The sequence below is a fragment of the Pseudomonas sp. Z5-35 genome, from assembly GCF_051131945.1.
In the GTDB taxonomy this organism is placed as follows: Bacteria; Pseudomonadota; Gammaproteobacteria; order Pseudomonadales; family Pseudomonadaceae; genus Aquipseudomonas; species Aquipseudomonas marvdashtae.
Genome location: NZ_CP071640.1, coordinates 1,533,886 through 1,556,548, shown reverse-complemented (window position 1 = coordinate 1,556,548; position 22,663 = coordinate 1,533,886). Strand labels below are relative to the sequence as shown.

Genomic DNA, 22,663 nt, shown 5'->3' with positions numbered 1-22,663 from the left:
CTGATACCCTGGGGCACCGAATCGGGATCAAGTGTCGCGTCCTCACCCACTCCCTCCACGGAAGGTGGTGGCAACAAAGCGTTTGCTGCAGTGTTCTCTGGCGTGTCGTTCATGTCGCGCCCCCCTCAAGCAAACGGTCATGACACTCGTTTGGAAATACCGAGTGCCTGGTGATGGGCGCCGGCATCGGCTGACGTCTTGTCACCGGTGTCCATGTCATAGATCCAATAAGTACCCGCCCCCGCAGCGTCACCGGTCCAGAACGAATAGGGCAGCCAACCCAAATATTCCCCGACCGCCTCACCAATGTCCGGGTGCTTGTACACTGCCCGTAACCGGTCGAGGTCCGAGCGCGTGACCCTGTCCAGGTCGGCGACAGCACAAGCCGCGGTCATGCCCTGCCAATCGGCGCTGTTACTCAGCCAATGCACTTGCCGGATGCCCTTGACGGTCAGCTCATACTGGCGCGGCTGATTCAGGCTGTCGGTGGCGGTGATCGTGCATTGGCCGTTGCCCCTGGCGGTCACCTCGCCGGCCTGGGCATCGACGCTGGCCACGTACTCGTTGCTGCTTTCATAGCGATAGGGCGGGGTGCCCCCGGTCGCCGGTCGTGTCATCCGGGCATAGGACGGTACGTCCAGCGGAGCCTTGTCGGCCACCGCGACATAATTATCCTGGCTGAGATCGAGTGTCGCAGGCGCCTCAAAGCCAACGTCTATTTTCAGTTCAAAATTGTCCGAGGGTTCCGTGCTGCCATCGCTCATCAGCACGTCATAACGGATGATTACGATACCGTCCGCATCAGCAACAAAATGCTCTGCCTCGACATAGAACACGACATCCTTGATCGTCGTTCCTACGGGTAGCTGATTACTGTAGGTAGGGCCGACGAAGACAAACGCCTTCTGCCAGCCAGTATCGGCGGCAGAGCGCTTGAGCCGGACACGGGCACCATCAAGCGGGATATCGGCAGGGTCGAGGATGCCGTCAGGCGCCTCATCCACCGACGGGGGAGGCAGGTTTACCGCACGTTCAGGTGTGCCGGACATGATGAGGCCTCATAGGTAGAGAGGACTCGGCGTCCTTACGGTGCGCCGAGACCGATCAAGAACCGGAAAAATGATTCAAGAGTGGCTGCTGGCGTGCTCAGCCTGGGCGGCCAGGGCCCTCGGTGCCGGTGGCGAGCGGTAGTAGGAGACGTTGTTGCGCAGTTGCCCCCTCACTGCGGCGTTGTTGCCACCGCCGCCAGAATGCCCCCAACTGACCACATCGCCACTGGTCGTCAATGCGGTGAAACCGTGGGAGTTGCTGTATATCGCCAGCGCGTCAGTCAAAACCGGCACCTCGCCGCCGCCCACCAGCGCATTGCCCCAGGCTATGACCGAGCCATCACTGCACAACGCGGCAAACGCTTCGGAACTGCCGGCAATCTGCACAACGTTTGTCAGCCCTCCAGGATGGGTACCGCCTTCATTAGGTCGCCCCCAAACCCCTACGGTACCGTCGCCACGACGCGCGGCGAATGCGCGCCAAGTGCTGACGACTTCGACAACGTTGCTGTTGGGTGACGGAACCCCGCCGCCTCCGTAATCCGGTGTGCCCCACGATTGCACCTGCTGACTGTTATTCAGGACACAGAACGCCTGGGCGTTTGAACACCCCAGAGAAGCAATGCCGGGGAGATTCGGTGACGTGCCGCCATAGGCAGTATTGCCCCAGGCCACCACTCGGCCGCCTGCACGCAAGACAGCGAAAGCGGCGAAACTGCCCAAGATGTCCACGGCATCATTGATAACGAGGTCCCCAGGCATCGTGCCGCCGTAGTCACCGTCCAAATTTCGACCCCAGGCCACGACAGGGTTATTCAGCCGACGAACCGCAAATGCCTGGGAGGCGCCGTAAACATGTGTTGTTCCGGGGAGCCCTCCCAGTTCCGGAGGAATCAAATCCGTCTCCTGACCTCTCCCCCAGGCCACCAGGCTATTGTTGCTGGTCTTGCGTCCGGCAAATGCATTGCCATTGGCGGCCAACTCGGCGAAGCCATAAGGCGATACGCTTCCCATCATCCCGCCTGCGTTCGAATCGCCCCAGACCCGCACAGTGCCGCCACTGTCCAGCGCCGCATAAGCGCTCTGGGTGCAGCTCACTTCGAAAATATTGCTCAGGGCGGGAGGTGCCGCGCCGAAATCCGGATTGCCCCAGCCCACCACATCGCCCTGGTCGCGCAAGGCTACAAAAGCTGCACCGCCATCGGTAAGCGTATCGGCCCCGTTGCCGAAAATATTCGCCGGGTTCAACGTCGCCTCATGGCTGCTGGAACGTACTTGCAAAGGCTTGGACGGTTGGGTATCACGCCAGCTAGCAGAAGGAGCACTCCAACTCGATTCGTCCAGGTACTTCCACTCCACCGGCAACGGCTGCAACGTGGTGGTATGCAGCGCGCTCAGTAACCGTGAGCTGCCGGAAGCTCGATAGGTGGTTCGGTTGAAACGCGCGCCCATCACCTTGAACGGCTCCTGCAATACAGCCGTCTCAACCCGCATGCTGAATGGCAATGACGGCCCGGTGATCGTGCCGTTTCGATCCCGCGTGTAGGTGACTTTCACATCCTTATTGAGAAATCTCTGAACATCAGCCGCAGGGATCGAGAACCGCAGATAACCTAGCTGCGTGTCATTGAACGTATAAGGTTTTGGTGGAGATACATAAGAAAGAGCGACACCGCTTTCATCCGTCCAGGTTACAACGACCTCATCGCCTTCCAGCAACGCCGTCCCCGGCACCCTGGTCCAGACCTGGGTTGTTTGAGAGGGATCGAGCGTGCCGCCGTCCTGAACACCTTCAACGTTGGGCGCTGGTAGGTCCTGCTCGACTTGACCAAGGTGGACATTGATATATTTGATTGACGACTGGTTGGAGTTGCCCAACTGATCCGTCACCCTGAATTCAAGCGGCGTGTTTGGGTTGTCCCCTGCCTGTATGAATGTATCGGTAAAGAGCGTATGCACCACGGGCACCGAACCGTCCAATACTTCAAATGGAACCGTCGCATTGCCTATCAAGAAATTGATGCGGTCGTAGGTCCGCCGATTGGAATAAGTAAAACCAAACGCTACACCCTGCGCCGCCCGTTCACCGCTGACTCCGTCGGCAATCACGTCGACTGGAATGACCAGGTCCAGGCCTTGGGGTGCAGGCTCCCCCGGCGCCCGCAGGTGATAAAGTACAAACAAATCCCCTGATGACGCACCGTTCTCACTGGGACGGGTTACTTTGTAGTGCAACCGGTTGACACCATTCAGTAACCGACCATGGGGCACATGCAGCTCCATGCGCAGCTGTTCTTCTCCTGGCCCTACGTCCTTACCATCCACCGGAAATGGATCGTCGTTGACGTACAAATCAGCTCGGTCATCCACCGCCATTGTCCAGGAACGTTTCTGGAGTTCGGTCCACGCGTCGATCAGGCATCTCAACCCCTTGGGCTGATTGTCGTACAGGCTCTTGGGAATGCCGCCATCCGCAATACCCGCCGGCTTCACTGGCGTCACCCACCCCATGATGATCACAGGGAATAGCTTGAACAATTCGTTCAAGGCGGAAGATTGGATGTCCATGATGTCTCCTGACAATGGTGGGCGGCCTTTCGGCATGGAGCCATGAGACTTCAAGCGGCGAAGGCTGCCTACTGTCAGAACTTACAGGTCGGATGGATTTAAGACGAACGGCGGGCTGGGGTGACTTGAGCGAAGGTGTTTTACAAAACGCCAGAAACGAAAAAGCCCCTGAAATGTTCAACCATTTCAGGGGCTTAGTCGTATTCAATTATGGCGGAGAGATAGGGATTTGAACCCTAGGTACTGTCGCCAGTACAACGGATTTCGAATCCGTCCCGTTCGGCCACTCCGGCATCTCTCCAGTGGCGCGCATCATACCAGCACATTCGCCGGAAGCGAACCCCCGGGCGAAATTTTTTCCGTGCTATCAGATGCTTGCGTCGATTACAGCGGTACACCCAGGCGCTGGGCGACTTCTTCGTAGGCTTCGATGACGTCACCGAGGCCTTGGCGGAAGCGGTCCTTGTCCATCTTCTTCTTGGTGTCCTTGTCCCACAGGCGGCAGCCGTCCGGGCTGAACTCGTCGCCCAGGACGATGGAGCCGTCGCTGAACACGCCGAATTCCAGCTTGAAGTCCACCAGCAGCAGGCCGGCATCGTCGAACAGCTTGGTCAGCACGTCGTTGACCTTGAGGGACAATTCCTTCATGCGCGCCAGTTGCTCGGCGGTGCCCCAACCGAAGGCCACGACGTGGGATTCGTTGATGAAGGGATCGCCCTTGGCGTCGTCCTTCAGGAACAGCTCGAAGGTGTAGGGATTGAGCTTCATGCCCTCTTCCACGCCCAGGCGCTTGACCAGGCTGCCGGCGGCGTAGTTACGCACCACGCATTCCACCGGGATCATGTCCAGCTTCTTGACCAGGCATTCGTTGTCGCCCAGCAGTTTGTCGAACTGGGTCGGCACGCCGGCGGCTTCGAGTTTCTGCATGATGAAGGCGTTGAACTTGTTGTTCACCATGCCTTTGCGGTCGAGCTGTTCGATGCGCTTGCCGTCGAACGCCGAGGTGTCGTTGCGAAACAGCAGGATCAAGCGGTCAGCGTCGTCGGTCTTGTAAACCGACTTGGCTTTGCCGCGGTAGAGTTCTTCACGTTTTTCCATGATGGGCTCCGCTTGCTAAGTAGTGGGCTAGGCGATATGTCGCCAGTCGAGCCCTGAATCTTGATCGGCCAGTTGCAGCCAGTCCGGGTCGCACCCGAGAGTGTCGACAAAACATTGCCGGGCCAGCTGCGGCAGGTTGTTCTTGCTGCTCAGATGGGCCAGGACCAGGTGTTGCAGGCCTTGCCAGCCCAACTCGGCCACCAGGAACGCCGCCTGGTGGTTGTTCAAATGTCCGTGTTCCCCGCCGACCCGCTGCTTGAGAAAGTACGGATAGTACCCCCGCGCCAGCATGTCGCGGCAGTGGTTGGACTCGATCATCAGCGCATCGAGGTCCCGATAACTGTCCATGACCCTGTCGCAATACGAACCCAGGTCGGTGAGCAACCCGAAGCGCCGCTCGCCATCGCTGAAGACATATTGCGTCGGCTCCCGGGCGTCATGCGCCACGCTGACCACGTTGATGTCCAGGGCACCAATGCGCAACTGCTCGCCGCCGGCCACGAAGCCAGCCGGTTCGATGGGTTTGCGCAGGCCGCCATGCGTTCCGCGGCTCAGGTAGACCGGCAGATTGTAACGCCGAGACAGCAAACCCACGCCATGCACATGATCGGCATGTTCGTGGGTCACGAGTATCGCGCTCAGTTGCGCCGGGTGAACACCCAGGCGCAACAGGCGCTTCTCGGTTTCTCGCAAGGAGAAACCACAATCGACCAGCACATAGGTGCCGGCGCTGGCGATCAGCGTGCCGTTGCCCTGGCTACCGCTGCCGAGAACGGCAAAACGCATCGGATCAGCCCAGGTTGTCCTGAATCACGCCCAACACTTTGCGGGCCACATCGGCCGGCGCCACGGTGTTGATGTTTTTCTCGACGGTCACCTGGACGTTGTCGCCGACCTTGCTCAGGCGAACCTGATAACGCTCGGCACGGGCTTCGATCTCTTCCTTGTCCGGCGCGCTGCCGAACAGACCACTGAAGAAGCCGGGCTTCTCGTCTTTCTTCTCGGCTTTTTCGGCGAGGTTGATGTAGTAGAGGCCCAGGCTGCGGTTGATGTCTTCAACTCGCCATTCGCCCTGCTCCAACGCACGACCCACGCTCGACCAGGCGCGATCCAGGTCGGAGCCGACGTTGAGCACCGGATTGCCGCTGCCGTCTTCGCTCAGGCTGACGCGGCTCGGCGTGTCGTAGTCACGGGTCGCCAGCATCGAGACTGAACCGCCCTGCTCGGCGTTACGGCTCATGCTGGCCAGCATGTCGTCGACCAGCGCGGCGTCGAGACTGTTGTTCACCGAACGGTTGGTGAAAGCCACGTCGGCGGTGCTGCCGGCAGGACGCTCGGCACTGACCACGTAGATTTCACTGGTGTTGCGCTGCACGCCCGGCTCGATACGCACCCGCACGCGGGTTTCGCTGTCGGCGGCGACACCGGCGGCGCTCAGGCGCTTGGCCATGGCCGCGGACAGTTCATCGGAGCGCTGCCAGGTGGTGGTGAACTCACCGGTCTGCGGACGCTGTTCATCCAGGCGGAAGCCGTTGTCCTGGAAGAACTGGATCGCCACGGGCCAAACTTCGGCCGGCGGGTGCTGGCCCATGACCCAGCTTGAGTCGCCACTCTTTTGCAGGGTGTAGTCACTGGCATCGGCCACGGCCGTCAACGGCTGTGGACGCGGGACGACGTATTCCCCTTTGACGCTGTCGTCGGCGACGTTGCGCGGGATCGGCAACAGCGGATCCAGGCGCTTGGCGACACTGACGTCGGGTGGCAGTTGCATCGGTGCAGTCTGTTGCGCTTCGAGGTAGTCGCTACCACGATCGCGGAAATAACCATCCGGGCCCCAGACCCATCCGCAGCCACTGGTGCTGGAGATAATCAAGGCAAGTGCGGAAAGGCCGGCCATTCGCTTCATGCAGTGTAGTTCCTCAATTAAACCAGGACGCCGGACTGGCGCATGGCCTGCCGCAGCTGTTCGTGACAGGTAGTGCTCAACCAGGTGAGCGGCAGGCGAATGCCTTCGTGCATCAAGCCCATTTCGACCAGGGCAAATTTCACTGGGATCGGGTTGGCCTCGATGAACAGGTCCTTGTGCAGCGGCATCAGTTTTTCGTTGAGTGCCCGTGCGGTCTCGGCGTTGCCCTTGAGCGCGGCCTCGCACAGGTCGGCCATGTCGCGTGGCGCGACGTTGGCAGTGACGGAGATGTTGCCCTTGCCGCCCATCAGGATCAGCTCGACAGCAGTCGGATCATCGCCGGACAGCACGATGAAATCCTGGCTCACGCCATCGAGGATGGCCTTGGCACGCGCCAGGTCGCCAGTGGCTTCCTTGATGCCGATGATGTTCGATACGGTGGACAGGCGGATAACGGTGTCGGCCTGCATGTCGCAGGAGGTGCGGCCGGGAACGTTATAGAGAATCTGTGGGATGTCGACGGCTTCGGCAATGTGCTTGAAGTGCTGGTACAAGCCTTCCTGGGTAGGCTTGTTGTAGTACGGAACGACCAGCAGGCAGGCGTCGGCGCCGGCTTCCTTGGCGTTGCGGGTCAGCTCGACGGCTTCGCGGGTGGAGTTGGCGCCGGTACCGGCGATCACCGGAATGCGCCCATTGACCTGCTTGACCACGGCGCGGATGACTTCGATGTGCTCGTTGACGTCAAGGGTCGCCGACTCGCCGGTAGTACCGACGGCGACGATGGCGTGGGTGCCGTTTTCAAGGTGGAAGTCCACGAGTTTGCTGAGGCTGGCCCAGTCAAGACGCCCTTGTGCATCCATGGGTGTGACCAGTGCCACCATACTGCCCGCAATCATGAAACCGCTCCTGCCGGAAAAAGAGAGCCGTAATGGTACTGGCGCCAAGATGCTTGTACAAGCGAACTCCCATTCCCCTTGGCGATGGTTTTCGCTACCCTTCAGCCTTTGATCGGTACCGATAAGCTCATACGCCGGTTTCCAGCCTCCGTTTTCGTCGCTACAAGCCTCGATCCTGCTCTTGAACAGGTGTTTGCGTGATGTCCCGCAACGCAGCGCCACAAAAAAGCAAAAGGCTTGAACCGTTCGTTTTCCCAGTGCTGTCGCCCCGTCGAGCTGAAACATACCGACCGCTCATCGCTTTAGGAATGCTGCATGTCCACCCCCACAGTCCGCGAACAATTCCTTGTTATCAGTGCCCTTGGCGCCAACCCCATGGAGCTGACTAACGTCCTGTGCCGCGCCAGCCATGAAAATCGCTGCGCCGTCGTGACCTCACGCCTGACCCGTCATGGCGAATGCAGCGCGCTCGTGCTCGAGATCTCCGGCAGCTGGGACGCCCTCGCCCGCCTGGAAGGTAGCCTGCCCGTGTTGGCCAAGAAGCACGCCTTCACCGTTAACGTGGTGCGCAGCGCTGTCTTGGAGAACCGTCCCCAGGCCCTGCCCTACGTGGCCTATGTGAGTTCGGCCTACCGCCCGGACATCATCAACGAGCTGTGCCAGTTTTTCATGGACCACCACGTCGAGCTGGAAAACCTCACGTGCGACACCTATCAGGCCCCGCAAACGGGCGGCACCATGCTCAACGCCACGTTCACCGTGACCTTGCCGGCCGGCACCCAGATCAGTTGGCTGCGTGATCAGTTCCTGGATTTCGCCGATGCGATGAACCTGGACGCATTGATCGAACCGTGGCGCCCACAAAACCCAATGTAAGGAAGCGTTCATGGCCGTTGCCATCGACCAGCCGGTTACCGATTTCCAAGCGCCCGCCACCAGCGGGCAGACCGTCAGCCTCGCGGCCCTCAAAGGCAAGCAGGTGGTGATTTACTTCTACCCCAAGGACAGCACTCCCGGCTGCACCACCGAAGGCCAGGGTTTTCGCGATCAATACGCACAATTCCAGGCGGCCAACACCCAGGTGTTTGGCGTCTCCCGGGACAGCATCAAGTCCCACGAGAACTTCAAGTGCAAGCAGGAGTTTCCCTTCGAGCTGATCAGCGACAAGGATGAAGCGGTTTGCCAGCTGTTCGACGTGATCAAGCTAAAGAAGCTATATGGCAAGGAGTACCTGGGCGTTGACCGCAGCACTTTCCTGATCGACAAGGACGGTGTATTGCGTCAGGAATGGCGTGGCGTGAAGGTGCCGGGCCATGTGGACGCGGTGCTGGCGGCGGCTCAGGCGCTGAATAACGCCTGAGGTGTCATTGCCTGTCTTGGGCACATGGCGAGCCGGCTCGCCATGTGCCCAGGCCCCCTACAAGAGCGGCGCCACCACCGGTTCCTTGCTAGGCCACGCATCCAGCACTGCCTTGAACAGCGTCGCCAGGGGAATCGCGAAGAACACTCCCCAGAATCCCCACAGCCCGCCAAACAGCAAAACCGCGCAGATGATCGCCACCGGGTGCAGGTTCACCGCTTCGGAAAACAGTAGCGGGACCAGCACGTTGCCGTCCAGTGTCTGGATGATTCCGTACACCGCCATCAAATAGATGAACTGGTCGCTCCAGCCCCATTGGAACAGCGCAATCAGCGCCACCGGCACGGTTACCACCACGGTGCCGACGTAAGGCACCACCACCGAAATCCCCACCAGCAGCGCCAGCAACGCGGCGTAGTTGAGGCCCAGGGCGACGAAACCGATATAGGTGACGCCGCCGCAGATGAAAATCTCGATGACTTTGCCGCGAATGTAGTTGGCGATCTGGCGATTCATTTCCTGGGCTACCCGAGTGATCAGCGCCCGTTCACGAGGAAGATAACCCCGAACCCAGCGCCCGATCATTTCCCGATCCTTGAGAAAGAAGAACACCAGGATTGGCACCAACACCAGATAGATCATGATGTTCACCAGCAGCGGCAAGCTGGACAGGGAGAATGTCAGCGCCCACTGGCCGAACTTGCCGATCTCGCCGCGCACCACTTCGATCGTCTGCAGCACCTGCTCATCCGAGACCAGGTGCGGGTAGCGCTCCGGTAATAGCAGCAGCAGCGATTGCCATTTCGCGAGCATCCCTGGCAGCTCGTTGAACAAGGTCACCAATTGGTGCCAGAGCAAGGGCACAATCACCACAAGGAACACCAACAGCAGCCCCATGAACAGGGCGAACACCAACCCCACCGCCACGGAGCCTGGCAGCCGCAAGCGCTCCAGCGTTGTGACCAGCCCCTGCATCAGGTACGCCAGCACCATCCCCGCCAAGACCGGCGCGAGCATGCCTCCCAACGTCAGGACAGCCGTGAAGGCCAGGAACAACAGCACGGCCAATACCACCGCCTCTTCATCGGAGAAGTAGCGCTGGATCCAGTCACGTAACACTTTGAACATTAAAAATCCCTATGAATTGCTGTCCGTTTTCAGGCTTTCTTCAGCCAATAACGGTAGACGCCGTTTTCGTCTTCTTCACGCAGCAGCGTGTGACCGGCCAGCCGTGCGAAGGTACGAAAGTCGCGCTGGGAGCCCGCATCCGTCGCGATCACCTTGAGCACGGCGCCGCTGGCCAGGCGATTGAGTTCCAGCTTGGCCTTGAGCAACGGCAACGGACAGTTCAGGCCGCTGGCGTCCAACTCGGCATCGTGGGCTACAGCATCGGTCATTGTTTCACTCCGCAACAGTCGTCGAGCCGCCTAGAATATCTGGTCCCGGACCCGCTGTCCGGCTACAGTAAGGTCTTTGTCGACTAAGGCTCCGTGCATGACATTTCTGCGCCCCACCCTGCTGACGCTCGCTTGCCTGCTCGCCTCACCGGGCTTCGCCGACGACCTGCCGTCACTTGGCGATGCCAGTTCTGCCATTGTCTCGCCGGAACAGGAGCATCAACTGGGTCGCGCCTGGCTGGCCCTGCTGCGCAGCCAGGTCTCGCAACTCAACGATCCGCAGCTCAAGGACTACGTCGAATCCAGTGTCTACAAGCTGGTGGAAACCAGCCAAGTCAATGACCGGCGCCTGGAGTTCATCCTGATCAACAGCCCCCAGCTCAACGCCTTCGCCGCACCCGGCGGAATCGTCGGGGTCAATGGCGGACTGTTTCTCAACGCGCAGACCGAAGGCGAATACGCATCGGTCATGGCCCATGAACTGGCGCACTTGTCACAACGTCACTTTGCCCGCGGCGTTGAAGCCCAACAGCGCATGCAAGTGCCGATGATGGCGGCGTTGCTGGCGGGCATCGTGATTGCCGCCGCCGGTGGTGGTGACGCGGGTATTGCGGCCATCGCCGGGACCCAGGCCGCCGCCATCCAGGAACAACGGCGCTTCTCGCGCCAGAACGAGCAGGAAGCCGACCGCATCGGTATCCAGAACCTGGAAAAGGCCGGCTACGACCCGCGGTCCATGCCGACCATGTTCGAGCGCTTGATGCGCCAGTACCGATTTGACGCCAAGCCCCCAGAGTTCCTGCTGACTCACCCGGTCACCGAATCGCGCATTGCCGACACCCGCAACCGTGCCGAACAGGCCAGGCCGGGGGGTATCGAGGACAGCATGCGTTATCAACTGATTCGCGCGCGGGTCCAGTTGACCTATGAAGAAACGCCGGGGCTGGGCGCCAAGCGTTTTCGCGCGTTGCTGGACGAAAACCCGAGGAACGATGTCGCCCGTTATGGCCTGGCGATCGCGCAAATCAAGGGCGGCCAGCTGAATGAGGCTCGCGAGAACCTCAAGCCGTTGTTGGCGAAATCGCCTAACGAGATCATCTACAACCTGGCCGAAGTGGATCTGGACATTACCAGCAACAAGCTGGCGGATGCTCAAGCTCGCGTCGACCGGCTGCTGGTGCAATACCCGGGCAATTATCCGCTCAACCAAGTGCGTGTCGACCTGTTGCTCAAGCAGAACCGCCCCGCCGATGCCGAGAAGGCCCTGGAAACTCTGCTCAAGAACCGCCCGGACGACCCGGACGTCTGGTACATGGTGGCGGAAACCCGCGGGCTGTCAGGCAATATCATCGGCCTGCATCAAGCACGTGCCGAATACTTCGCACTGGTGGGCGATTACCGTCAGGCCATCCAGCAGCTGGACTTCGCCAAACGGCGCGCCGGCACCAATTTCCCGTTGTCGTCGCGCATCGATGCCCGGCAACGAGAGCTCATGGAGCAGGAGCGCATGGTCAAGGACATGATGGGCTGAGCATTCGCCAGACATAAAAAAACCGCCTCGTTCGAGGCGGTTTTTTTCAGCGATCAACCGGTCATTCGGCCAATTTGAAAGTAATGAAGCTCGCGCGTCCCTGGCGCAGGACCCGCATCGACACCGAACGATTCTTCGGCAGTGCCTGGGCAATGTCGGTGAACGCCTTGGTGGAGCCGATGGCCTGATTGTTCAGGTGCGTAATGATGTCGCCCGGTTGCAGGCCGATCAGTGCAGCTGGACCGTCCTGTACTTCCTTGATCACGACGCCGCCTTGCAGCTCCAGCGTGCGCTTCTGCTCCTCGGTCAGCTCAGCCACGGCCACGCCCAGGCGATTGCTGCTGCGCTCTACGCCAGACTTGGGCTGTGAATCCAGTTCCTTGCCTTCTTCAGGGATGGCGCCAACCGTCAGCTCGACGTTCTTGCGCTTGCCTTCACGAATCACTTCCAGGTTGGCTTTGGCACCAGCCTTGAGGGCTCCCACCAGGTGCGGCAAGTCGGCGGACATGATGATCGGCTGGCCATTGAGGCTGAGAATCACGTCACCGACTTGCAAGCCACCCTTGGCTGCCGGACCACCTTCCTGAATCTGCGCCACCAGGGCGCCAGCAGGTTTTTCCAGCCCGAACGACTCGGCCAGGTCCTTGTTCACTTCCTGGATGACCACGCCCAACCAGCCGCGGCTCACCTTGCCCTCGCTCTTCAACTGGTTGGAGACGTCCATCGCAACGTCGATCGGAATGGCGAATGACACGCCCATGAAACCGCCCGAACGGGTGTAGATCTGGGAATTGATGCCCACGACCTCACCGTCGAGGTTGAACAACGGACCTCCGGAGTTGCCCGGGTTGATCGGCACGTCGGTCTGGATGAATGGGACGTAGTTTTCGTTTGGCAGGCTGCGACCGATGGCGCTGACGATACCCTGGGTCACCGTATGGTCGAAGCCGAACGGCGAACCAATCGCCACCACCCACTGGCCGGCTTTAAGATTCTGCGACTTGCCGAGCTTGAGCACAGGCAGATTCTTGCCTTCGATCTTCAGCAACGCCACGTCGGAGCGTGGGTCGGTGCCGACCAGCTTCGCCTTGAGCTCGCTGCGATCGGCCAGGCGAACGAGGATTTCATCGGCATCGGCGATCACATGATTGTTGGTCAGGATGTAGCCATCCGGCGAAATAATGAAGCCCGAGCCCAAGGACTGCGCTTCACGCTGGCGGCCACCACCGGGAGAGCGCGGCTGCGGCATTCCGCGTTCGAAGAACTCACGCAACATGGGCGGAAGGCCTTCCAGGTCTGGCATCTGCGGATCCATCACCCTGCGTTCCGGCAGCTTCTGCGTGGTGCTGATGTTCACGACGGCGGGCGAAGCCTGCTCGACCAACTGAGTGAAGTCAGGCAACTCGACCGCCACCGCGGGAACGGCCTGACCGAGAACCAGCACGGTGGCAAATATGGAGAGATAGGTTTTCAAGCGTGGTATCGACATACGGCTCCCGTTACGACGAGCATGGTTAAGCGATATGGAGCAGAAACACCAGAGCACGATACGCTGGTATTTATCCTCCGCAAACAGACAAGGCCAGAGCCGAGCGGCTCTGACCTAATAGAAAAAAAATCGTTTTTTTGCAAATGAAAATGCTGACAGGAAGTTTCGGCATTTCGATCAAGCCTCGGCGCTACCGGCCTCATGCGCAATCGAGCCACCTGAGCAATGGACTACTTGGCTGCCGCGACGTCGGAGCGCATGGACAGCGCAATCCGCTCTGCCGTACCGATAGGAATTTCTCCAACCACCGTGACCATCATTTCGCCTTGCGGCGTGGTGAGACGACGAGATACAGCAGCCGTCGGCCCCAACTGGGTGCGAGTGTCGGTAGCTGTAGCACCGTTCAAAGGTTCGAGAAACACCGAAAAGCGAGCCAGGCCATCGTCATACATCAGGCTGCTGACTCGGACCTTGGTGTCCGGATCCTTTCGCGCAACGCTGCTGGTCAGTTCGAAGCCAGGCGGAAGCCAGTCCGAATGCCAGGCGGTCTTAACTGCGGTGGCTTTATCAGGATCTTGCGCAACGGCCTTGCACTCGGCGCTGGCCTGCAGGTCACCGTCCGAAGGTTCGGCGATATTCAGGCGGGTAAACTGGAAGCGTTCGAGCAACTGGCCCTTGTCATTGAGCAACAGAGACTTGAGCGGCAAACCGGTTTCCTTGTCCAGATGCAACTCAAAGCCATAACGATGCTGATCTTTGGGCGTCAGGGCAACGATCACTGCCTGTCGCCCAGCCACACGCGACTTGCCAATGACGGCAAGGTCATACCAATTCTTGAGTTTTTGCGGGTCAAGCGCACGCGCAGTACCTTCAGGCGTATTTCCCAGCCCGGCAATCAAGCTGCCACTGACGCATTGAGTACGTCCATCAATGCGCATGACCTCCTGTGCCGAACCGTCGAGCTGCAATAGCCGCTCGCGGACTTTGCCATCAAGGACGCGATGCCAGATGTTATGGGTGGAAAAACTACCGTTACGCTCGTAAACGAAAGTACCTTGGAAGCTTTGCTGTTGCTCGGCTTGGCTTAGACGATTAAGCCAGTCTTGAGCCTCACCTGCATGGGCTGGAACAACGCACCAGCCACCGAGCAGAAGCGATAAGAGAGGTATGGCGCGCATGGTCCTCCTTAACGGTTTTCCAGACTGGCTGCACGAGCGTATGGCAGTGCACTTTCAGTCCCTTTCAACGCAGCCTGCTGGGCATGCTGGCGCAGATAATTGGGCAAGCGTTGATCATGCCAGCCTGGTTGTCCTTGAAGGACACCATTGGTGCCGGCAGCTTCCGAACCTTCGCTGTAGCCAGCCAGTACCGCAGGGCCTTTGACCTGTGGGGTGGCCAAGCTTGGCTGGTTGGATTGCTGGGCCATCTGAACACCGGCAATCTCATCCTGGTTGTACAAGCGCACACCTGCCAGAACGGCTACGGTCACCGACGCGGCCACAGCCAGTCGACCCAGGCTACGCCATGGACCACGAGAGGCTTTCGCCGGTACGGCTTCATCAGCCAATGCAGCAGAAACGGCCGCAGCGATGTCCAGACGCGGAAGCAGCAAGTCCTTGTGCATGACAGCCCGGGCGATCTGGTAACGAGCCCAGGTCTCACGGGTTTCAACATCGTCAAAGGCATTCAATACCCGACGCAATTCCAATTCGTCCGCTTCGTTATCCATCACTGCGGACAGCGATTCCTGCAGGGCTTCACGACTCATGGCGTTCCTCTCTTGGCTATCGCCGCTGTCTCAGTTTTCCTGCAACAACGGTTGCAGGGCTTTATCGATGGCCTCCCGAGCGCGGAAGATCCGGGAGCGCACGGTACCCACCGGACACTGCATGACGCTCGCAATGTCCTCGTAACTCAGACCGTCGAATTCACGTAAAGTTAAAGCCGTACGCAAATCTTCAGGTAATTGCTGGATGGTTCGATGGACGGTGCCTTCGATCTCATCCCGCAGCAAGGCTCGCTCCGGTGACTCGAGGTCCTTGAGGCCATGATCGCCATCATAGAACTCGGCATCCTCGGAACTTACATCGCTATCCGGCGGCCGACGGCCGCGTGAAACCAGATAGTTTTTCGCCGTGTTAATGGCGATGCGGTAAAGCCACGTGTAAAACGCGCTGTCCCCGCGAAAATTACCAAGTGCGCGGTAGGCCTTGATGAAGGCTTCCTGGGCGACATCCTGGGCTTCATGGGTGTCGTGCACAAAACGCACGATCAACCCGAGAATTTTGTGCTGGTATTTCAGCACTAGCAGATCGAAAGCTCGCTTGTCGCCGCGCTGAACGCGTTCGACCAGCTGCTGATCCTCTTCCTGGGTTAGCATGAACACTCCTCGATAAGCTCGAAGGAGGCTTGCATTACTAATTGACCGGGCTTGCAAACATAGACTCGGGCTTTTCGCAAAAGTTCTCCCCCTTCCAAGCAAGTTTCCGGCGTGCTCTGATCCGGCACGCACGAAAAGCGCAGCACGAGATTCCCCGGCTGCGCGAATAATCTGTCGCCGGGTTTGTCGGAGGAGGACTCAAACCGAAGTCCTGCACCAACCCGACGCCGTTCCCTTTTGCAGGCAACCGTCTATTGAACGTGGACGCTTGGCAAAAGTTCCCGCTATTTATAGAGCTCCGAAGCAAACATTGGCCTTGCGTGACGAGATAAACTGCGCTTAATCGACGAAACGGCCGCCTTGTCGTCCATCAGGAAAACCGTCTTGCGACGAAGCGCGTCGCTTTTCCCGCCCCACTGGTTCCATATTGCCATGAACACCCGGCTATTGTGCCGGTCCCCCCCTCTATATACTAGTGGGCTGCGTGGCTTCCCGACCCGATGTAGCGGTTGTCTGGTGCCAACCCCGAAACCGGGTCGCCTTGAGCGGAAAACTTCAAATGAGCCAACAGTTCCAACACGATGTTCTGGTAATCGGCAGCGGTGCCGCCGGCTTGAGCCTCGCCCTGACCCTGCCGGAGCACTTGCGCATTGCAGTGCTGAGCAAAGGCGACCTGGCCAACGGCTCGACCTTCTGGGCCCAGGGCGGCGTCGCCGCAGTGCTGGATGACACCGATACCATTGAGTCCCATGTCGACGACACCCTTAACGCGGGCGGCGGCCTGTGCCATCCCGACGCGGTGCGATTCACCGTCGAGCACAGCAAGCAGGCCATCCAATGGCTGATCGACCAAGGCGTGCCCTTCACCCGTGACGAGCAGTCCGGTACTGAAGACGGTGGATTTGAGTTCCACCTGACCCGCGAGGGCGGCCACAGCCACCGGAGGATCATCCATGCGGCCGACGCGACCGGCGCGGCCATCTTCAAGACCTTGCTGGCCCAGGCCCGGCAGCGCCCGAATGTCGAATTGCTGGAACAGCGAGTCGCGATCGACCTGATCACCGAAAGACGCCTGGGCCTGGACGGCGACCGCTGCCTGGGCGCCTACGTCCTCAACCGAGGCACCGGAGAAGTCGACACCTACGGCGCACGCTTCGTGATCCTGGCCTCCGGCGGCGCGGCGAAAGTCTATCTGTACACCAGCAACCCCGACGGCGCCTGCGGCGACGGTATTGCCATGGCCTGGCGTTCGGGTTGCCGGGTGGCGAACCTGGAATTCAACCAATTTCACCCGACCTGCCTGTATCACCCGTTGGCCAAGAGTTTCCTGGTGACCGAGGCCCTGCGTGGTGAAGGTGCTCACCTGAAGCTACCCAATGGGGAGCGTTTCATGCAGCGCTTCGATCCTCGTGCGGAATTGGCCCCAAGGGACATCGTTGCACGGGCCATCGACCATGAAATGAAGCGCCTGGGCATCGACTGCGTCTACCTGGACATCAGCCATAAACCCGAAGCGTTCATCAAGAGCCATTTCCCGACGGTGTACGAACGCTGCCTCGAGTTTTCCATCGACATTACCAAGCAGCCGATCCCGGTGGTGCCCGCAGCGCATTACACCTGCGGTGGCGTGATGGTCGACCAGCAAGGCCGCACCGACGTGCCTGGCCTGTACGCCATTGGCGAGACCAGTTTCACCGGCCTGCACGGCGCCAACCGCATGGCCAGCAACTCGCTACTGGAGTGCTTTGTCTATGCACGCTCCGCAGCGGCAGACATCCTTGAGCAGTTACCCCTTGTCGCCGTTCCCGCCGCCCTGCCCTCGTGGGACGCCAGCCAGGTCACCGACTCGGATGAAGACGTGATCATCGCCCACAACTGGGATGAATTGCGGCGCTTCATGTGGGACTACGTTGGCATCGTGCGCACCAACAAGCGCCTGCAACGGGCCCAGCATCGGGTGCGCTTGCTGCTCGATGAGATCGATGAGTTCTACAGCAACTACAAGGTGAGCCGCGACCTGATCGAACTGCGCAACCTGGCGCAAGTGGCCGAGCTGATGATCCGCTCAGCCATGGAACGCAAGGAAAGTCGCGGCCTGCACTACACGCTCGACTACCCGAACCTGCTGCCGGAAGCGCTGGACACTATTCTGGTGCCGCCCACCTACGCCGGCTGAACTTGAGCCGCACGCGCAGGCGCCGGTGGACATCCGGCGCCAGCGCGTCACGGGGCACGCACAATGAGCGGACCCGTCGCTCGCCCTGCAGGCGAAAGCGCAGCACGACGATCAAGGGTAACGCGAGGCTGTCGGGCCGCAACTGCACCGCTTGCCAGCCGCCACTGGCGCTCCAGAGCTGCCAGCCATCGGCATCACGACGCAAGCCACGAAAGGCTTGGCGATGAGTCAGCAATATATATCGCGGCAATACCCAGGCGCCGTGGCACATGCAAAGCACGACGCCAACGGCGGTGAACACGGGCGGGACAGTCAACAGCAACGACGAACCCAGGGCGAACACCTGGGCCAGCAGGTAGGCCGCCAGCAACTGCCCGGAGACGTGCCAGCGGCATTCGAAGCGATTACTTGGGCTGGACACGGTCCAGGATCATCCGGACCATGCGTTGCAGCTCCGGGTCTTCGGACTCACTGCGTTCCATGAACCAGCCGAACATATCCTGGTCCTCGCACTCGAGCAGGCGAACGTAGCACGCACGATCCACGTCATTGAGGTGTGGGTAGACCTCCTTCACGAACGGCACCAGCAGCACGTCAAGTTCAAGCATGCCGCGGCGGCTGTGCCAGTAGAGGCGATTCAGTTCAACATCTTCAACCATGGAGCGCTCCTCAAATAGAGCGCAAGTATACAGGCCCGACCGTGGCGCAACAGACGGCTTTGGTCGGGCGACGCCAATCCTTTGTAAACTACCCATTTCAAGGGCGCCCCCTTATGATGTCCACCAGACTTTTTTACCCTGCGATGACCCATGGCTGATTCCGCTTTTTTCTGCACCCTGTCCCACGAAGGCGTACTCGCGGTCCGCGGCGTGGATGCCGGCAAATTCCTGCAAGGCCAATTGACTTGCAATCTCAACTACCTGGGCGACAGCCGGGCCAGCCTGGGTGCCCGGTGCACTCAGAAAGGCCGGATGCAATCGAGCTTCCGGATCCTGCTCGAAGGTGACGGTGTCTTGATGGCGATGGCCACCGAACTGCTGGAGCCGCAACTGGCGGACTTGAAGAAATACGCTGTATTTTCCAAATCCAAGCTCACCGATGAAAGCGCAGCCTGGGTCCGCTTCGGACTGGAAAACGCCGACACGGCGCTCAGCGACCTGGGCCTGGAGCTGCCGGTCGACACTGACAGCGTTGCACGCCATGAGTCGTTGATCGCCATTCGCGTCTCTCCCGGCCGCGCCGAGCTCTGGGCTCGCGCCGAACAGGCCGATACGCTGCGCACCCGCCTGCGCGCGCTTCTGGCCGAAAGCGACCTGAATCAATGGTTGCTGGGCCAGATTCGCGCGGGCATCGGCCAAGTCATGCCGGCCACCCGCGAACTGTTCATTCCGCAAATGCTCAACCTGCAAGCCGTTGGCGGCGTGAGCTTCAAGAAAGGCTGCTACACCGGCCAGGAAATCGTCGCGCGCATGCAGTACCTGGGCAAACTCAAGCGCCGGCTGTATCGCCTGCAACTGGAGGCCAATGAAATGCCAGAGTCTGGCACCCCGCTATTTTCCCCCACTCACGGCAGCTCCATCGGCGAAGTGGTGATTGCTGCCCGTGCCGAACAAAACATAGAACTGCTGGCGGTTTTGCAGGCCGAAGCAGCAGAAGATGGCAATCTGCACCTCGGTGCTTTGGAAGGACCCGCGCTACACTTGCTGGACTTGCCTTACGAACTGGACCGCGACCGCGAAATCCAGCGTTGATCGCAACATTTTTCGCAGCACCTAGAGAAACGAAATGAGCGATTTGGCGGATAAGGTCCAGCGGGACTTGGTGGCGGCCATCGATAATGACGATTTGGTCCTGCCAACATTGCCGGAAGTGGCCATGCAGATTCGCCGGGCCGCCGAAGACCCGGAAATCAGCGTCAGCAACCTGAGCAAAGTGATCGGCCGCGACACGGCTCTGTCGGCGCGCCTGATCAAGGTCGTCAACAGCCCGCTGTTGCGAGCTACCCAAGAAGTAACCGACTTGCACACGGCCATCACGCGGCTGGGGGTCAACTACAGCAGCAATTTGGCCATCGGCCTGGTCATGGAACAGATATTCCATGCCCGCTCCGAGGTCGTGGAACACAAGATGCGCGAAGTCTGGCGCAAAAGCCTGGAGATCGCGGGCGTCAGTTATGCGCTGTGCCGCAGCTACACCCATCTCAAGCCTGACCAGGCTGCATTGGGTGGGCTGGTCCACCAGATTGGCGTCCTGCCGATCCTGACGTATGCCGAGGACAACAATGAGCTGCTCTCGGACCCGGTCAGCCTTAACCACGTCATCGAGTCGATTCATCCCGTATTGGGGGACAAGCTGCTCAGTGTCTGGGAGTTTCCAGAGAGGCTGGTAAAACTGCCGGGCCAGTATCTGGATTTCAGCCGGGACTCCAGGCAGCTCGATTACGTCGACCTGGTGCAGGTCGCCTCACTGTATTGCCACCGTGACACCGACAATCCGCTGGGCAGGATCGACGTGTTTGGAGTGCCCTCGGTCAAGAAGCTGGGCCTGGACCTGGACAACAAGGACCGGTGCGCAGACATCGAAGAGGCGCGGTCGATGTTTTACTGACAAATTTTGCAACCACCACACCTTCATGTGGCTTTCGGCTCGGACTCAGTCCGAGCCAGGAATAAAACTCACCCGCACCTTCAATCCCCCCTCCTGCCCATCATGCAGGGTGATCTGCGCCAAATGCGCCCGGCAGATTTCCCCGACGATCGCCAAGCCCAAGCCGGAGCCGGCCACTTGCTGGTTGCGCCGATAGAAGCGCTCGAACACCCGCTCTCGTTCATACAGGGGAATGCCTGGGCCATCATCCTCGACCTCGAGTATCGCCGGTGCGGCGACGCGCAGGATCACATTCCCGCCCGCAGGCGTATGGGCCAGCGCGTTGTCTACCAGATTGCTCAACAGCTCGTTCAGCAGCGTCGGTTCGCCCCGCAACCAGACAGGCTCCTCGGCTTCCAGGGCCAATGCGACACCACGCGCATGGGCCAATGGCGCCATGGCCATGCCCAGTTCACGGGCCAATTGGCTGAGATCGAGCAACTGCGCGCCGCCCTCGGCAATCGCCCTCGCACCATTTTCCACCCGGGCCAGCGACAGCAGCTGATTCGCCAGATGGGTCAGGCGGTCGGTGCCCTGGGCCGCGCTTTCCAGGGTTTCGCGCCACGTTGCCGGCTCGCTGGCGCGCAAGCCCAACTCCAGGCGCGCCTTGAGCGCGGCCAAGGGGGTTCGCAACTCATGGGCGGCATCGGCAATGAACTGCGCCTGACGTTCGAACTGGCCGCGCAAGCGTTCGGTGAAATGATTGAGGGCCCTCACCAGCGGCCACAGCTCATGCTGGACCTCTACCAGCGGCAAAGGTCGCAAGTCGTCCGGCTGACGCTCCTCCACTGCCGTGCGCAAGCGTTCCAGCGGACGCAGCGCGGCACTGACGGCGAACCACACCAACAGCAGCGCACCCACGGCGAGCATGCCTAACCGCAACAGCGTATCGGCCATCAGGCTCCGGGCCATGCTGACCCGCGCCTCTTCGGTTTCCGCCACGCGAATTTCCGCCATGCCATTCATCTCCGGCTCGCTCACGGCCTTGAGCAGGCTCACCACTCGCACATTCTGGCCTTCATATCGAGCGTTGTAGAAACGTGCCAGCGCGGGATAGTCATCGGTGCGCGGCGTACCGGGCGGCGGACCGGGAAGATTCTCGTAGCCTGAAATCAGCTTCTGGTGGATGTCGTTGACCTGGTAGTAGATCCGTCCGGCGCTGTCATAGGCGAAGGTATCCAAGGCCACGTAAGGCACATCGGCGCTGAGCGTGCCGTCTCGCTGCGAAAGGCCAGCAGCGATGGTCCGGGCCGAAGCCAGCAAGGTGCGGTCGTAGGCGGTATCGGCTGCTTCACGACCGTTCCAATAGGCGCTCAGGCCGCTGGCGAGCATCAGTACCACCAACAGCGATGCCAGGTTGCGCAGCAGCCGCCAACGCAGGCTGTCCGGCTTATGCATCGCGGGTTTCCAACAGATAACCCAACCCCCGGAACGTCACGATTGCCACCGCATGGCCGTCGAGTTTCTTGCGTAGACGGTGCACGTAGATTTCGATGGCATCGGGGCTCGCCTCTTCATCCAGGCCAAACACTTGGGCCGCCAACTGCTCCTTGCTCATCACCCGACCAGGCCGGGCGATCAACGCCTCCAGCACGGCCTGCTCACGGGAGGTCAATGTCATGAGTTCGTCGTCGAGGGTGAAGCGGCGGGTGTCGAGGTCGTAGACCAGTCCTCCGCAGCGCTGCTGGCGCTCGCCACCCAGGACGCTACGGCGCAGCAACGCCTTGACCCGGGCTTCGAGCTCAGTGAGTTCGAAGGGCTTGGCCAGGTAATCGTCGGCGCCGAGGTTCAGCCCGTGGACGCGGTCCTTGACATCGCTGCGAGCGGTCAACATCAGCACCGGCAAGGTCTTGCCCCGCGCTCGCAAGCGCGCCAGCACTTCGAATCCGTCCATGCGCGGCAACCCCACATCAAGGACCGCCACGGCGTATTCCTCGCTGCTCAACGCTAGGTCGGCGGCTACCCCATCGTGCAGCACATCCACCGTCAACCCCGTGCTCTTGAGGGCCTGGGCAACACTTTCAGCGAGCTGCAGATGGTCTTCGACGAGCAGGACACGCATGGGATTTTCCTCGATTCAGGGATGGTCGGGGCCATTCTTTGGCGCGGAGTTTACAGCCGCATTCGCCACTGTGGAGTCAAAAAACATCCTGAAACCTTTTGAAAG

At 60.2% G+C, this 22,663-nt stretch carries 22 protein-coding genes and 1 tRNA gene; 6 read left to right on the top strand and 17 right to left on the bottom strand.

All coding sequences use genetic code 11. The annotated features are described in order from the left end of the window. Positions 1–137: 137 nt before the first annotated feature. From J3P95_RS07300 to dapA, 7 genes are all read right to left on the bottom strand, one after another. Positions 138–1,049, bottom strand: coding sequence for an Ig-like domain-containing protein (locus tag J3P95_RS07300; protein ID WP_434578084.1), 912 nt, complete (start codon positions 1,047–1,049; stop codon positions 138–140). A gap of 75 nt (positions 1,050–1,124) precedes the next feature. Further along, complete coding sequence (locus tag J3P95_RS07295) at positions 1,125–3,617, bottom strand: hypothetical protein (protein ID WP_434578086.1); 2,493 nt, start codon at positions 3,615–3,617, stop codon at positions 1,125–1,127. A 211-nt stretch (positions 3,618–3,828) separates the two neighbouring features. Then, positions 3,829–3,918 (bottom strand) — tRNA-Ser (locus J3P95_RS07290). Between the two features lie 83 nt (positions 3,919–4,001). After that, positions 4,002–4,715 carry a phosphoribosylaminoimidazolesuccinocarboxamide synthase gene (gene purC / locus J3P95_RS07285; RefSeq protein WP_030141208.1) on the bottom strand — a complete coding sequence of 238 codons (714 nt, stop codon included), beginning with the start codon at positions 4,713–4,715 and terminating at the stop codon, positions 4,002–4,004. Positions 4,716–4,742: 27 nt separating this feature from the next. Further along, complete coding sequence (locus J3P95_RS07280; RefSeq protein WP_434578088.1) at positions 4,743–5,501, bottom strand: MBL fold metallo-hydrolase; 759 nt, start codon at positions 5,499–5,501, stop codon at positions 4,743–4,745. Positions 5,502–5,505: 4 nt separating this feature from the next. Further along, positions 5,506–6,621: an outer membrane protein assembly factor BamC gene (gene bamC / locus J3P95_RS07275; RefSeq protein WP_434561848.1), complete on the bottom strand. Its 1,116-nt coding sequence runs from the start codon at positions 6,619–6,621 to the stop codon at positions 5,506–5,508. A 17-nt stretch (positions 6,622–6,638) separates the two neighbouring features. After that, complete coding sequence (gene dapA, locus J3P95_RS07270) at positions 6,639–7,517, bottom strand: 4-hydroxy-tetrahydrodipicolinate synthase (RefSeq protein WP_434578090.1); 879 nt, start codon at positions 7,515–7,517, stop codon at positions 6,639–6,641. Between the two features lie 315 nt (positions 7,518–7,832). Between dapA and J3P95_RS07265 the strand changes: the two genes are divergently transcribed. Together J3P95_RS07265 and J3P95_RS07260 are read left to right on the top strand one after the other, a co-directional pair. Further along, complete coding sequence (locus J3P95_RS07265; RefSeq protein WP_434561844.1) at positions 7,833–8,393, top strand: glycine cleavage system protein R; 561 nt, start codon at positions 7,833–7,835, stop codon at positions 8,391–8,393. Between the two features lie 10 nt (positions 8,394–8,403). Next, the gene (locus J3P95_RS07260) at positions 8,404–8,877 is read left to right on the top strand and encodes a peroxiredoxin (protein ID WP_434578093.1); all 474 of its coding nucleotides are present in this window, start codon (positions 8,404–8,406) and stop codon (positions 8,875–8,877) included. A 57-nt stretch (positions 8,878–8,934) separates the two neighbouring features. On the opposite strand, the gene J3P95_RS07255 is transcribed toward J3P95_RS07260, so the two are convergent. Beyond that, complete coding sequence (locus tag J3P95_RS07255) at positions 8,935–10,005, bottom strand: AI-2E family transporter (RefSeq protein ID WP_434578094.1); 1,071 nt, start codon at positions 10,003–10,005, stop codon at positions 8,935–8,937. Positions 10,006–10,034: 29 nt separating this feature from the next. Beyond that, the gene (locus J3P95_RS07250) at positions 10,035–10,274 is read right to left on the bottom strand and encodes a sulfurtransferase TusA family protein (RefSeq protein ID WP_304554895.1); all 240 of its coding nucleotides are present in this window, start codon (positions 10,272–10,274) and stop codon (positions 10,035–10,037) included. A 97-nt stretch (positions 10,275–10,371) separates the two neighbouring features. On the opposite strand from J3P95_RS07250, the gene J3P95_RS07245 reads away from it, so the two are divergent. Next, positions 10,372–11,805 (top strand): M48 family metalloprotease, encoded by a 1,434-nt coding sequence (locus tag J3P95_RS07245; protein ID WP_434578097.1) that lies wholly within the window; start codon positions 10,372–10,374, stop codon positions 11,803–11,805. Positions 11,806–11,866: 61 nt separating this feature from the next. Here the strand turns inward: J3P95_RS07245 and J3P95_RS07240 are convergent, their stop codons facing one another. From J3P95_RS07240 to rpoE, 4 genes are all read right to left on the bottom strand, one after another. Then, the gene (locus J3P95_RS07240; protein WP_434561836.1) at positions 11,867–13,294 is read right to left on the bottom strand and encodes a DegQ family serine endoprotease; all 1,428 of its coding nucleotides are present in this window, start codon (positions 13,292–13,294) and stop codon (positions 11,867–11,869) included. 230 nt (positions 13,295–13,524) lie between these two features. Then, on the bottom strand, positions 13,525–14,472 hold the full coding sequence (locus tag J3P95_RS07235; RefSeq protein WP_434578099.1) for a MucB/RseB C-terminal domain-containing protein: 948 nt from the start codon (positions 14,470–14,472) through the stop codon (positions 13,525–13,527). Positions 14,473–14,480: 8 nt separating this feature from the next. Continuing rightward, positions 14,481–15,062, bottom strand: a complete 582-nt coding sequence (locus tag J3P95_RS07230) for a sigma-E factor negative regulatory protein (RefSeq protein ID WP_186612236.1) — start codon at positions 15,060–15,062, stop codon at positions 14,481–14,483. A 30-nt stretch (positions 15,063–15,092) separates the two neighbouring features. After that, positions 15,093–15,674: an RNA polymerase sigma factor RpoE gene (gene rpoE / locus J3P95_RS07225; RefSeq protein WP_003172477.1), complete on the bottom strand. Its 582-nt coding sequence runs from the start codon at positions 15,672–15,674 to the stop codon at positions 15,093–15,095. A gap of 559 nt (positions 15,675–16,233) precedes the next feature. Here rpoE and nadB point away from each other — a divergent pair. After that, positions 16,234–17,850 carry an L-aspartate oxidase gene (nadB, locus tag J3P95_RS07220; RefSeq protein WP_434561832.1) on the top strand — a complete coding sequence of 539 codons (1,617 nt, stop codon included), beginning with the start codon at positions 16,234–16,236 and terminating at the stop codon, positions 17,848–17,850. On the opposite strand, the gene J3P95_RS07215 is transcribed toward nadB, so the two are convergent. Both J3P95_RS07215 and J3P95_RS07210 read right to left on the bottom strand, forming a co-directional pair. Further along, positions 17,819–18,271, bottom strand: coding sequence for a protein YgfX (locus tag J3P95_RS07215; RefSeq protein ID WP_434578102.1), 453 nt, complete (start codon positions 18,269–18,271; stop codon positions 17,819–17,821). The genes nadB and J3P95_RS07215 overlap by 32 nt on opposite strands. Next, a complete protein-coding gene (locus J3P95_RS07210) occupies positions 18,255–18,509 on the bottom strand; it encodes a succinate dehydrogenase assembly factor 2 (protein ID WP_007930227.1) in 255 nt (84 codons plus the stop codon). Before J3P95_RS07210 ends, J3P95_RS07215 begins: the two co-directional genes overlap by 17 nt. A gap of 150 nt (positions 18,510–18,659) precedes the next feature. Here J3P95_RS07210 and J3P95_RS07205 point away from each other — a divergent pair, with 150 nt between their 5' ends. Together J3P95_RS07205 and J3P95_RS07200 are read left to right on the top strand one after the other, a co-directional pair. Continuing rightward, positions 18,660–19,601 carry a YgfZ/GcvT domain-containing protein gene (locus tag J3P95_RS07205; protein WP_434578104.1) on the top strand — a complete coding sequence of 314 codons (942 nt, stop codon included), beginning with the start codon at positions 18,660–18,662 and terminating at the stop codon, positions 19,599–19,601. A 34-nt stretch (positions 19,602–19,635) separates the two neighbouring features. Beyond that, entirely contained in the window at positions 19,636–20,457 is an 822-nt protein-coding gene (locus J3P95_RS07200; protein WP_434561826.1) for an HDOD domain-containing protein, read from the top strand. 45 nt (positions 20,458–20,502) lie between these two features. On the opposite strand, the gene J3P95_RS07195 is transcribed toward J3P95_RS07200, so the two are convergent. After that, positions 20,503–21,894 (bottom strand): sensor histidine kinase, encoded by a 1,392-nt coding sequence (locus J3P95_RS07195; protein ID WP_434578106.1) that lies wholly within the window; start codon positions 21,892–21,894, stop codon positions 20,503–20,505. Further along, entirely contained in the window at positions 21,887–22,558 is a 672-nt protein-coding gene (locus J3P95_RS07190) for a response regulator (RefSeq protein WP_186612242.1), read from the bottom strand. Before J3P95_RS07190 ends, J3P95_RS07195 begins: the two co-directional genes overlap by 8 nt. Between the last annotated feature and the right edge of the window lie 105 nt (positions 22,559–22,663).

Coding starts and splice junctions, on each gene's coding strand:
- J3P95_RS07295 (WP_434578086.1), bottom strand. CDS start 3,617: ATGGACATCCAATCTTCCGCCTTGAACGAATTGTTCAAGCTATTCCCT.
- J3P95_RS07195 (WP_434578106.1), bottom strand. CDS start 21,894: ATGCATAAGCCGGACAGCCTGCGTTGGCGGCTGCTGCGCAACCTGGCA.
- J3P95_RS07200 (WP_434561826.1), top strand. CDS start 19,636: ATGAGCGATTTGGCGGATAAGGTCCAGCGGGACTTGGTGGCGGCCATC.
- J3P95_RS07235 (WP_434578099.1), bottom strand. CDS start 14,472: ATGCGCGCCATACCTCTCTTATCGCTTCTGCTCGGTGGCTGGTGCGTT.
- J3P95_RS07255 (WP_434578094.1), bottom strand. CDS start 10,005: ATGTTCAAAGTGTTACGTGACTGGATCCAGCGCTACTTCTCCGATGAA.
- J3P95_RS07245 (WP_434578097.1), top strand. CDS start 10,372: ATGACATTTCTGCGCCCCACCCTGCTGACGCTCGCTTGCCTGCTCGCC.
- purC (WP_030141208.1), bottom strand. CDS start 4,715: ATGGAAAAACGTGAAGAACTCTACCGCGGCAAAGCCAAGTCGGTTTAC.
- J3P95_RS07230 (WP_186612236.1), bottom strand. CDS start 15,062: ATGAGTCGTGAAGCCCTGCAGGAATCGCTGTCCGCAGTGATGGATAAC.
- rpoE (WP_003172477.1), bottom strand. CDS start 15,674: ATGCTAACCCAGGAAGAGGATCAGCAGCTGGTCGAACGCGTTCAGCGC.
- nadB (WP_434561832.1), top strand. CDS start 16,234: ATGAGCCAACAGTTCCAACACGATGTTCTGGTAATCGGCAGCGGTGCC.
- bamC (WP_434561848.1), bottom strand. CDS start 6,621: ATGAAGCGAATGGCCGGCCTTTCCGCACTTGCCTTGATTATCTCCAGC.
- dapA (WP_434578090.1), bottom strand. CDS start 7,517: ATGATTGCGGGCAGTATGGTGGCACTGGTCACACCCATGGATGCACAA.
- J3P95_RS07210 (WP_007930227.1), bottom strand. CDS start 18,509: ATGGTTGAAGATGTTGAACTGAATCGCCTCTACTGGCACAGCCGCCGC.
- J3P95_RS07250 (WP_304554895.1), bottom strand. CDS start 10,274: ATGACCGATGCTGTAGCCCACGATGCCGAGTTGGACGCCAGCGGCCTG.
- J3P95_RS07265 (WP_434561844.1), top strand. CDS start 7,833: ATGTCCACCCCCACAGTCCGCGAACAATTCCTTGTTATCAGTGCCCTT.
- J3P95_RS07260 (WP_434578093.1), top strand. CDS start 8,404: ATGGCCGTTGCCATCGACCAGCCGGTTACCGATTTCCAAGCGCCCGCC.
- J3P95_RS07240 (WP_434561836.1), bottom strand. CDS start 13,294: ATGTCGATACCACGCTTGAAAACCTATCTCTCCATATTTGCCACCGTG.
- J3P95_RS07205 (WP_434578104.1), top strand. CDS start 18,660: ATGGCTGATTCCGCTTTTTTCTGCACCCTGTCCCACGAAGGCGTACTC.
- J3P95_RS07300 (WP_434578084.1), bottom strand. CDS start 1,049: ATGTCCGGCACACCTGAACGTGCGGTAAACCTGCCTCCCCCGTCGGTG.
- J3P95_RS07190 (WP_186612242.1), bottom strand. CDS start 22,558: ATGCGTGTCCTGCTCGTCGAAGACCATCTGCAGCTCGCTGAAAGTGTT.
- J3P95_RS07280 (WP_434578088.1), bottom strand. CDS start 5,501: ATGCGTTTTGCCGTTCTCGGCAGCGGTAGCCAGGGCAACGGCACGCTG.